The organism is Rapidithrix thailandica, assembly GCF_039710355.1.
GTDB lineage: Bacteria > Bacteroidota > Bacteroidia > Cytophagales > Flammeovirgaceae > Rapidithrix > Rapidithrix thailandica.
Map to the genome: position 1 here is coordinate 457,663 of NZ_JBDKWZ010000001.1, position 10,889 is coordinate 468,551.

Below are 10,889 nucleotides of genomic sequence, written 5' to 3' on the forward strand. Positions count from 1 at the left end.
CTCTCTAATAAAGTGGTGGAAATTGAGTCGGGTTTACCTCATGCATCATCTCGTACACGGTATCAAAAACGTCTTCCGGATTCGGTTTGGAGAAATAATCACCGTCACTGGCGTATGCAGGACGGTGCTCCTTGGCCGAAATACATACCGGCTTGGAGTCTAACCAACGGTAGGCGTTTTGTTCATCCACCACTTTTTGCATCATATAGGCGCTGGTACCACCCGGTACGTCTTCATCGGCAAAGATCACCCGGTTGGTTTTCTTGATGGATTCTACGATTTTATGGTCGATGTCAAAAGGCAGCAAAGACTGTACGTCAATTACTTCGCAATTAATCCCTGTCTGCTGTAATTGTTCGGCTGCTTCCATCACTATCCGGCACATAGACCCATAGGTGACAATGGTGACATCGTCTCCCTCTCGAATGGTTTCCGGTATACCCAGCGGTGTCGTGATTTCAGCAATGTTCTTTGGCATTTTTTCTTTCAGGCGGTAACCGTTGAGGCATTCGATAATGATAGCAGTGTCATCCGATTGCAACATGGTATTATAAAAACCGGCTGCTTTGGTCATATTGCGGGGGACCAACATATAGATTCCCCGGGTACAGTGCAAAATAGAACCGATGGGAGAGCCGGAATGCCAGATGCCTTCCAGGCGGTGCCCCCGGGTCCGGATGATCATAGGAGCTTTTTGCCCGCCTTTTGTGCGGTATTGGATGGTTGCCAAGTCATCCGTCATCGTCATAAAGGCATAGAAGATATAATCGATGTACTGAATCTCCGTGATAGGGCGAAGGCCTCTGAGGGCCGCTCCGATGCCTTGCCCGATGATGGTTGCTTCGCGAATCCCCGTATCGGTAACATGCAGCTCTCCGTGCTTTTGTTGCAAACCGGCAAAGCCTTGGTTCACATCACCGATTTTCCCTACGTCTTCTCCGATGGCAAATACGCGCGGATCCCGGCTGATCATCTGATCAAAACAGGCATTTAAGACTTCTCGGCCATCTACTATTTTACTTTGCTCGTTAAATTCCGCTTTGACTTCCGCTACATTTAAAGCCGATTCCGCTGACTCACTGTATAAATGTGAACTATAGCGTTCCCGGTTTTCTGCCATCACCTGTTTTAGCCATTGCCGGGCTTTTTCTTTGACTGGGTTTTGCTCAAAACGCAATTCCCGTAAAGCAATTTTGATAGCCTTAATGGCATCCAGGCGGATCGGGTTTAAAGTTTTCTCCAGCTCGGTTTTAATTTGTTTGAGCTCCTGGTTGTTTCCTGCCAGTTCCGAGATTTCGCTTAGAATGGAAACTGCTTGGGAATGTTCGTCTTTCATAGAGTTGACAAAGGCCTTCCAAGCATTTTCCCGGGCTTCTTTGGTTCGTTTTTTAGCTGCACTTTCCACTTCCCGGATTTCTTCTTCAGTGGCCAATTCTTGGCTCAATATCCACTCCCGGAATTTTTTATTACAATCGTATTCTTTTTCCCAGGCTAAGCGCTCTTTGCTTTTGTACCGTTCGTGCGAACCGGAAGTAGAGTGGCCTTGGGGTTGGGTTAATTCGTTGACATGGATCACCACCGGAATATGTTCCTCCCGGCATAAGCTTTCCGCATTTTGGTAAACCGCACATAACTTCTCATAGTCCCAGCCATTCACTTGATATAGTTCTATTCCGTTGGATTCCTCGCTTCTGTGCATCCCTGATAACAAATGGTACAGGTCTTTTCCGGTGGTTTGATATTCATGCGGTACGGAAATTCCATACTGATCGTCCCAAATGGACATCAACATGGGAATTTGTAATACCCCGGCCGCATTGATGGCTTCCAGGAAGGGGCCTTCGGCACAAGCTGCATTGCCAATGGTACCAAAAGCAATTTCGTTTCCATTGACTGAAAAGCCTTTGATTTCGGCCAGTCGAGGGTTGTTGCGGTAAAGTTTGGACGCATAACCCAAACCCACCAAGCGAGGCATTTGCCCGGCGGTAGACGATACATCCGGACTGGAGTTTTTTTGTTGGGTTAAGTCTTTCCAGCTACCGTCTTCATTCAAACTGCGGGTAGCAAAGTGAGCGTTCATGCAACGGCCGGCAGAAGAGGGGTCTGCCTGTACGTCTGTATGAGCATATAGTTGCGAAAAGAAGGCTTCCAGCGTCAGTTGACCGATGGCAAGCATAAACGTTTGGTCCCGGTAGTACCCTGAGCGGAAATCTCCGTTCTTGAACGCTTTTGCCATGGCAATTTGAGCAACTTCTTTTCCGTCACCGAAAATCCCAAACTTGGCCTTGCCCATAAAAACTTCTTTGCGCCCGATATAACTGGCTTCCCGGCTTTCGCATACAAGGCGGTAGTCGTTTAGCACTTCCTCTTTGGTAAAGTGGCTTTTTTTAGTAAGGTCTTCTACGTACACGGTAATGGGGTTTTAGTAATTGTTAATGGTGTTTTGATTGATTAAGGGTCTAGCAAATTTAATAAAAATAAGGCATTGTACGTGGCTGCCTTTATAATATAGCCCCTAGGGCTTTTTAACAAGGTTTTTGGAATAGAAAAGAGGTGGATTTACTTGAGTAACAAGGGAAACGGAGGAAGGGTTTGACTTCATGGCAGTGGCTTTTGCTTCAGAAGATTTGACTTGTAGAAAAATCTCTTTTACCTTTCGGAAATAATTGTGACGTACCATTGATATAAAACGAACTTGAAGGCTTAGGCTTAAGTATATCAGAGGGGACCTCTTTCATAAAGGCTTGAAAAGTAACCAATAAGCAGACTTGGGTACGTTGAAGTATTGATGTAATTTAGTAGTCTTTCCTATTTTTGTATTATTCAATACTATAACCATATAAAGAAATGAAACATCTATTTGCCACTATCATCAGCGTATGCATCGCTTCCTGGTGTTTTGCTCAAGGGGATTTTAAGTTTGAAGCCACAGAACATGACTTTGGGCAAATCTTGGAAGGGGAGTTGGCCAAACATACGTTTAAATTTGAAAACATCGGCAATGCCCCCATTGTGATTTCGGCTGTAAGGGCTTCTTGCGGATGTACGACTCCGGACTGGCCTAAAGAACCGGTCATGCCAGGGGAGACCGCTAATATCCAAGTGGTTTTTAATAGCAAACACCGGCCGGGAAATTTCTATAAAAGCATTACCATTACTTCCAATGCCAAATCTCCATCCATGGTGCTGAAAATCAGAGGGTTTGTGATTCGGGAAGAAACGGATAAAGTAGATCCCGAAAAATCACCGGAACTGAACTTAGTGGATAAAGAATACAACTTTGGCAAAGTAGAGGTGGGGGAGAGAGTTACCCACAAATTTACTTATGAGAATACCGGGAAAGGGGATTTGAAAATCAAGTCCTTGTACAGTGATTGCCGTTGTGTGGCATACCGCAATTCCAAATTAATCCTGAAGCCGGGAGAGAAGGCGGAACTGGAGGTGATTTATAATCCTAAAAAAGTGAACGACCGGCCGGAGAAAGTATATGTCATTACCAATATTCCTAAAAAGTCCTCTGACTATTTGTTGTTGAAGGGGCAGGTGGTGAAAAGCATTGTGCCGAAAAGTGTAGTGCAGGAAAATATGGTAGGCTTTAATTAATACGGAATAAAATAAGGAAATGGTAAAAAGGGAAGGGGCTCTCAAGCTCCTTCCTTTTTTTATGTAAGTGGGCAGGACAGCATCATTTTAATAGTTCAAAACTTTGCCGGGCTATTTCCAGTTCTTCATTGGTGGGAATGGCCAATACTTTGACAGGACTTTGACCGCTATGAAGCTCTATAATTTTGCTGGCCCTGCATTCGTTCTTTTCCCGGTCCAAACGAATGCCCATATTTTCCAGTCCCTCACAGGCATGCCAACGGACATAACTGCTATTTTCTCCTACTCCGGCTGTAAACACCAATGCATCCACCCGGCCTAATGCGGCATAATAAGCCCCGATGTATTTCTTGATCCGGTAGGTATACATATCCAGGGCCAATTGTGCCTGTGTATCGCCCCCTTCGCTCATTTTTAAAATATCCCGGAGGTCGTTACTGCCTGTCAGGCCTGTCAGGCCACTTTTCTTATTGAGCAATTGGTCAATTTCTTCAAAAGACATTCCCAGCTTCGTACCCATGAAATAAGGAACGGTTGGATCGATGTCACCACTTCTCGAACCCATCATCAAACCCGCCAGAGGGCTTAAACCCATCGTAGTGTCGATGCACTTTCCTCCCCGGATAGCGGCCATGCTACAGCCATTACCCAAATGAAGGGTGATCAGGCTGGTTTGCTCCAAAGGTTTTTGCAGGTAGTTGGCTGCTTGGTTGGTTACATACCTGTGAGACGTTCCGTGCATGCCATACGCCCGGATACCGTGTTCTTGATAAAAACTGTGAGGGATGGCGTAGCGGTAAGCTTTTTCCGGCATGCTTTGATGAAAAGCTGTGTCAAATACGGCTACTTGTTTTGCTTTGAAGAATACTTTTTGGGCTACTTCGATTCCCGTCAGGTTCGGTGGATTGTGTAGCGGAGCCAATGGAAAGAGTTCTTTGATTTTCTGCTTTACGGCTTCATCTATCAGGGTGGTCTTCCGGAACAGTTCTCCTCCGTGTACCACCCGGTGACTTACGGCAAAGACTTCTTCGGGCTGTTGTATACTTCCATACTGTTTGTCCATTAGCAAGCGGGCAATGATCTCAAATCCTTCTTGATGGTGTGCAACCGGCTTGTCTTCCGAATAAGTGTTCCCTTGAACATTGCTATGCCGGGTATGCCCCTGTTTTTCTCCGATTCGCTCGATGATCCCGGCTGCCAGTACTTTTTCTGCCGGCATTTCATACATTTGGTATTTGATCGAAGAACTTCCGGAGTTAATGACTAATATTTTCATAAATACGATGAATCAGTTGATGTTTCTTAAAAAGGACAAAGCATTGTCCTGGCTCAGGTAAGGTGCTGAAGGTTGGTGGTTTTATTTAATGTTGCAAAAATTCGAAATTAGTACCTGACTATAGATGATCTAGGTCAAATATAGAAAATTACCTTTATCAATAAATCAACGAGAGCAAAAGGGATTTTTTTGAGTGAAAAGGAGGTCGTGATACAAAGTGAATCGCTTTCGCAATTGTAAATTGTAATAGGTATAAATAGGAGAATACGATGAGGAAAACAAATATCATCCTTTTTGACGGGATTTGTAATTTCTGTAATGACAGTGTCAATTTTATCATTGACCATGATCCTAAAAAGAAATTTAAATTTGCTGCATTGCAATCGGAGGTTGGAAGGCAGCTGCTACGCTCCCTGGGTCAAGACCCGGATAAGATGGACAGTATAGTGCTCATAGAGAAGGGGAAAGTGTTTAAAAAATCGACTGCTGCTTTGAAGGTTGCCCGCTACTTGTCTGCGCCTTGGCCCTTGGCCTATGGCTTTTTGATCGTGCCGGTGTTTATTCGTAACCTTGTTTATGACTGGATTGCCAGGAACCGGTATAAGTGGTTTGGAAAGCGGGAACAGTGCAGAATGCCCAATGAGGAAGAAAAACAGCGATTTCTGGGGGAAAATTTTTGAAAAGAAAAGATTAAGCTTATATTAGCCATCGCTTTAAAATAAAAAAGGCCTCGTCAGTGACGGAGCCCTTAGTCTAGTAAATATGAAAATGAAAAAAATTTATCTTTAAAGCATCTCTTTACTCAACCTAAATTCTTTAGAACTTATTTGCTGATCTGTGCAGGATCAGCTGATTGATTGTAGTACAAAAGTACATTCGATTATACAAATATCAAAATTGTATACACGAATATGCAAATTGGAAACGCCTTTTCTGAGGATTTAGATTGTCTCTGTTTTCTTGTTTTATTGAATTATTTGAAATAAAAAAGGAGGTAACTTGCAAATATGGCAATGCTACCCCCTTTTTTATTTGTGTTTTTTAAAATTTCAAAAACAGGCTTTTTCTAAAATTAACAGTAAAATAACTTCATTTTTAACAAAAATTAATATCAACAATGGCGAAGTTACAAGTAGGGGATATGCACGAAAGCGAATTTTCGCTTTTGCAAAATCAGGTAAATGCTTTTGCCGAACTGACCGGTGATCACAATCCTTTACATCTGGATGCGGAATATGCCGCCAAAACGGTTTTTAAAAGGCCGATCATTCATGGCTTTTTGTCAGCGAGTATTTTTTCGAAAGTCTTAGGAACGGAATTTCCCGGAGAGGGCTCTGTTTATTTGTCACAACAAATGGCTTTTAAGCGCCCTATGTATGTAGAGACGCTTTATAAAGCCGTGTTTACGATCGAAGAAGTGAATGAGGCCAAACATACCGCCCGGATTTCAACCCGTATCTTTGATGCCACTACGAATAAACTAACCGTTGAAGGTTCGGCAGAGGTGATGAATAAAGAAATGCTGTAAACGTAAAGAAATCTGAAAGAGCGCTGCCTGAAGAGAATGCTCCGGACCCATTTGTAAAATGATAAATGGACGGACTGAGTAAACGGATCTCCTTTTCTTGTTCGATATGTACTCATGTATATTGAACAGGAAAAGGAGATTATTTTTCTTCTTGGCAGTTCTTCTATACCTTTGGATATAGTGTTATAATCATGGAAAAACATCCATCTGATATTCAAGTAATCAAAACAAGTGATGGTTCTTCCACTTTGTATAATAAAAACTTGGATGAAACCTATCACTCAAGTCATGGTGCCATTACGGAATCAAGGCATGTCTTCTTAAAAGAAGGGATAGAGTTCTTTTTGCAACGCCAACCTAAAAAAATCAGCGTGTTGGAAGTGGGGTTCGGTACGGGTTTGAATGCTTTGCTCACCTTAGAGTTTGCCAAGAAGCATTCTATAGAAATGAAGTATGTTACCCTGGAGCCCTTTCCGGTCAGTGAATCCTTGGTAAAGGAGTTGAACTATCCGGAATATTTTGAGTCCGAAGAACTGCGTCAGGCTTTTTATCAATTGCACGAGCTGCCTTGGGACAAAGAGCATTCTCCGGAGAGTAATTTTTATTTTAAGAAAGTGAATGCTCCCTTGTTGGAGTATAGTGAAGAGGGTTGTTTTGATGTGGTCTATTACGATGCCTTTGCCCCCCGTAAACAGCCGGAAATGTGGGAATTGGATAACTTGCAAAAAACCTTTGACCTGTGCAATCCCCAAGGAATTTTGGTGACGTATTGTTCCAACGGTCAATTTAAGCGGAACCTGAAAGCCGTAGGGTATAAAGTGGAAGGGATACCTGGCCCTCCCGGCAAAAGGGAAATGACCCGGGCGTACAAACTATAATTGATAAAAAATTCCGGGAATGGGTGGAAGGCATCCATTCCCGTTTCCCTTATGTTTTTACAATACCGTAGTTGATGAATTCCGGGTGGAAGGAATGCATCGCATTGAGAATACAAAGGCTTCTCCAAAAGCCTCCTGTTAATCTTAGTATTAGTTAAGGCCCTGTTCTTCCGAGTGAAGATTCCTGTGGGAAAGGAACCTTAAAAGCAATTGAACTATCCCTATTTTTAAAATAAACTAAAACCCCTGGCCTTGTCATAATCAGAGGCTATCCAAAAGAATTTTTATATGTTAGTAGTAGAACAATGCCGTGCTTATTTAAATGAAGCATTCAATGAACAAGAGTCCAATACTATAGGCAATCTCAAACAGATCATAGAAGCGGGCAGTGAATTATCCGAAGGTGAATTTTTAGAATTTGCTCAACAACATCACCGGGAGATGCTTTACCTTTCTTTTTTATTTTTGATTGCCAAAGGCCCTCAAACGGGACTTTCCCAACCGGCATTGCAAAAATTAATCAAAGTAGCTCTTCCCTGGCTTCAACAGAAGCCTTGCAAAGGCCCATCCAAGGAACTGGTGAAAGAATGGATAGAGGCTTGCTATGAGTTATATGGCCTGGAGACCACCGTATTACTTATCAAGAATTCTTATTGGAAAGACTATGTAGCAGCGAATTTGGTACATCCGCTGTTGCTTGCACAACACTATACTGAAGCCTATGCCATAATGAAATTAATTTCGGTACAGGAAAGGAAGTATATTGTAAAAGCAAGAGTAGAACTTATCCTTTTGGCTGAGGGTTGGGTAAAATCACATACGGGTATTAGTGATTCGTGGACATGGGCGTTGCAACCGGCAATGGAGCGCTCTTATATTCAGGATGGGGATGAGGAAAGCGAGGGATTTCAACAGGCGTGCATGTTGATTTTAAATGACGAGAAACAAGCTGAAAATCCGAAAACAGTAGCACTGCTTGAAAAAATATTCTCCAAGGTGAAGAGATTTGCCTGGTACAAAGGCCAAGCCTACCGTTGGTCAAGTTTGGCTTCCGGCTTGGTGCAGTGGTGCTTGGAAAACCGGGAACATTCCTTGGTCGCCCTGTGTATGGATTGGGCCAAGCAGTTTTACGAATGGCATGGAGTGCACAATCTGTTGTATTATGTAGCTCATTACCTTCTTTTGAAAGAACCGGAAGAAAAATTTCTTAACGCTTTAGGGCGAGTCAACCACTTTGAAGAGTTTGAGCAGCTTGAGCAATACATAAGCGATACCGTATTGCTTGGGAAAGTATACGATGTATTGGCAAAGCAATTGATGGAAGGGGAGGAAATTATGGACAGGTATTCAACAGTCTTGATGTTGGCAGAAAAGATTACCACCGACCATCCCATTCACGCATGGATGCAAGAGAAGGTGGCGAAAGGTACCTACAAGGAGGGTTTGGTTGCCTATGCGATGAAATACAGTGGAGGGAACCACTTAGATGCTTTGATGAAAAGTGCAGAGGAAAGCCCTTCTTACTGGAGCAGTATATATGCAAAAAGCGAATACATTCAAGCCTTGGCTTCCACCCAAATAGACGAGGCCATTTCCAGGGTGAGTGAGAGACCGAAGCTTACGATTATTAATCAGTTGATTAAGTCTTTTACAAGAGAAGAGCATTGGTTAAAACTGTTTGAGGTACTCAAATCAGTTGACAATCATGACAAGGAAGATATTGTAGAGGGTTTGAAGAGTCTTTGGACGTCTCCGGCAGTGATCGAGGCCTTTGTGGATTTGGCAACCGGGTTGACAGAGGAAGAGGCCAAGATTGCTGCCATTGCTTTGTTGTCTCATTATGAGGATACAAAGGCTACGGCTCAATGGATGGAACGGCTACAAACCGGTAGGCCCAAGTTAAGCGGCCGGCTCTATGGCAGCGGCTCTGTTTGGACCATTGCCAAAGCGGAAGGGGGAGATATAAATACATTAAATAAATATATCATCGAAAACCCGAGCATTAAAAAACTGAGTGAAATTGAATTTGCACATTATATACAATCCGGAAAAATATCCACGGAGGCTTGTAAACGTTTGCTGGAAGCGGTAAGTGATGAACCGGAGAGCCTTCAGTATTCCAGAGAAGGCCGGACCTCTTGTACACCGACAGCTTCCATCATTCATACCTTGCAATTGCTTGAGTCGGACCCGGCGTACGAGAGTCATCTCAAAGCGTTGTTTACAGCCATCCGGCAATGCCCTTATTACTGGCAAGTTACCTACCATTGTGCTGTCAAACATTTCCTTGCGACTGCTTCTTTAGATCAACAAGAGAAATATATGCCTTGGATTTTTGAAGAAGCGAGGGGAATGGAGTATTATTCACTGCTGGGAAGTTTTGCTCCTTGGTTGGTAAAAAATAGCTCATTCGACGAACTCATTGACAGGGTAAAGAAGATTGAAAGTGAGAAACCAAGAAACTTTGATATATCATATGATGCCTTGGTAATTGCCTTTGCCGTGGCACTTTCTGATCAGAAAAGGTACGGAGACAGTTATCAATTGATTGTTCAATTGGATTCTCATAAACGGAGGCAGTTAGAAAAGCTTGCCGATGTGGCTGGGACTTCAAACCATGGAGCCGAGTTTGCTCAAACGGCAATACACCTTTTGTTTTCGTCTAGACGGCCACGGCCTACAACATATCGCTATGGAGGTTTACAAAAAAATCAATTATGGCTTGCCTGGACAGCTTTGGTACAATTGGCGGTACAAGCCGGAGACGATGCTTTTGCCACAACCTTGATACAAAATGTGCCGGCCTCCGGAGTGAATAAAAGTAAAAGGTTTGCAACCGCTTTGACTGAATTGATCGCTTCTACAGCGGACCAGGCCTTGATAGAATTGTGTCTGAATGCAGTGTTTCCTCATCTGGGTGCGGATTATTTTGAAAAACATGCAAAGTGCATCTTTCAAACCATCATGGTTGCCGAAACTTCGAAGTTGAAAAAGTTATTGGAGATGATTTTTGGTGCACAAAAGCTTACACGAGGAGTGGCCTTGGTGGTGAAGTATACGGCTGTGATTGCACTTTGGGAAAGAGGTGAAGAAACGCTTTATCAGGAATATGCTTCGCAACTGAATGGTAAACCTAACTCTTTGAACGACCCTGCACTCATCAGTTTGTTGTTGAATGACATTCCTGCCGGAAATGTAGAGCAGCACTTTAGCCAGGTAGTCAACTTGTATGGAACAGAACATATCGCTTCGGCCTTGAAAAAATGCGGACAGAGTGATCGCTTATGGGACTGTCTTTCGTGCTTGCAATGTTCTGATGTGGAAATACAGTCCATTGTGCGTTTGTTCTTGTTTGAGTTTACCCAAAGTAGCTTCATTTTACAAGCAGTGCCTTATGTACTCAGTAATTACAAAGCTTTATTTTTGGCACTTTGGAACTTGTCACTGGCTTTATTAAAAGAAGGAAAGTTAGAGGAAGCCGAGGCGATCGTTTCGGAAATTGAGGTAATTGATAAAAGCGCTTTATCATAATACTAGTTATGGATACTTCACTCAGGTTGAGGACGCATTGCGATTGGCCTTTCTTTGTTAGGATCATAACAAT

7 protein-coding genes are annotated in these 10,889 nt (G+C 43.1%); 5 read left to right on the top strand and 2 right to left on the bottom strand.

The genetic code is table 11. The annotated features are described in order from the left end of the window. Positions 1-4: 4 nt before the first annotated feature. Positions 5-2,410, bottom strand: coding sequence for an alpha-ketoacid dehydrogenase subunit alpha/beta (locus AAG747_RS01675; protein ID WP_346819380.1), 2,406 nt, complete (start codon positions 2,408-2,410; stop codon positions 5-7). 437 nt (positions 2,411-2,847) lie between these two features. On the opposite strand from AAG747_RS01675, the gene AAG747_RS01680 reads away from it, so the two are divergent. Then, positions 2,848-3,603 carry a DUF1573 domain-containing protein gene (locus AAG747_RS01680; protein WP_346819381.1) on the top strand — a complete coding sequence of 252 codons (756 nt, stop codon included), beginning with the start codon at positions 2,848-2,850 and terminating at the stop codon, positions 3,601-3,603. A gap of 82 nt (positions 3,604-3,685) precedes the next feature. Here the strand turns inward: AAG747_RS01680 and AAG747_RS01685 are convergent, their stop codons facing one another. After that, positions 3,686-4,879 carry an acetate/propionate family kinase gene (locus tag AAG747_RS01685; RefSeq protein WP_346819382.1) on the bottom strand — a complete coding sequence of 398 codons (1,194 nt, stop codon included), beginning with the start codon at positions 4,877-4,879 and terminating at the stop codon, positions 3,686-3,688. A 269-nt stretch (positions 4,880-5,148) separates the two neighbouring features. On the opposite strand from AAG747_RS01685, the gene AAG747_RS01690 reads away from it, so the two are divergent. The 4 genes from AAG747_RS01690 to AAG747_RS01705 all read left to right on the top strand — a co-directional run bounded on the left by AAG747_RS01690 (position 5,149) and on the right by AAG747_RS01705 (position 10,816). Next, entirely contained in the window at positions 5,149-5,559 is a 411-nt protein-coding gene (locus tag AAG747_RS01690) for a thiol-disulfide oxidoreductase DCC family protein (protein ID WP_346819383.1), read from the top strand. 437 nt (positions 5,560-5,996) lie between these two features. Beyond that, entirely contained in the window at positions 5,997-6,407 is a 411-nt protein-coding gene (locus AAG747_RS01695) for a MaoC family dehydratase (RefSeq protein WP_346819384.1), read from the top strand. A 191-nt stretch (positions 6,408-6,598) separates the two neighbouring features. Then, positions 6,599-7,285, top strand: coding sequence for a tRNA (5-methylaminomethyl-2-thiouridine)(34)-methyltransferase MnmC2 (mnmC2, locus tag AAG747_RS01700; protein ID WP_346819385.1), 687 nt, complete (start codon positions 6,599-6,601; stop codon positions 7,283-7,285). Positions 7,286-7,573: 288 nt separating this feature from the next. Continuing rightward, the gene (locus AAG747_RS01705) at positions 7,574-10,816 is read left to right on the top strand and encodes a hypothetical protein (protein WP_346819386.1); all 3,243 of its coding nucleotides are present in this window, start codon (positions 7,574-7,576) and stop codon (positions 10,814-10,816) included. The last annotated feature ends 73 nt before the right edge of the window (positions 10,817-10,889 follow it).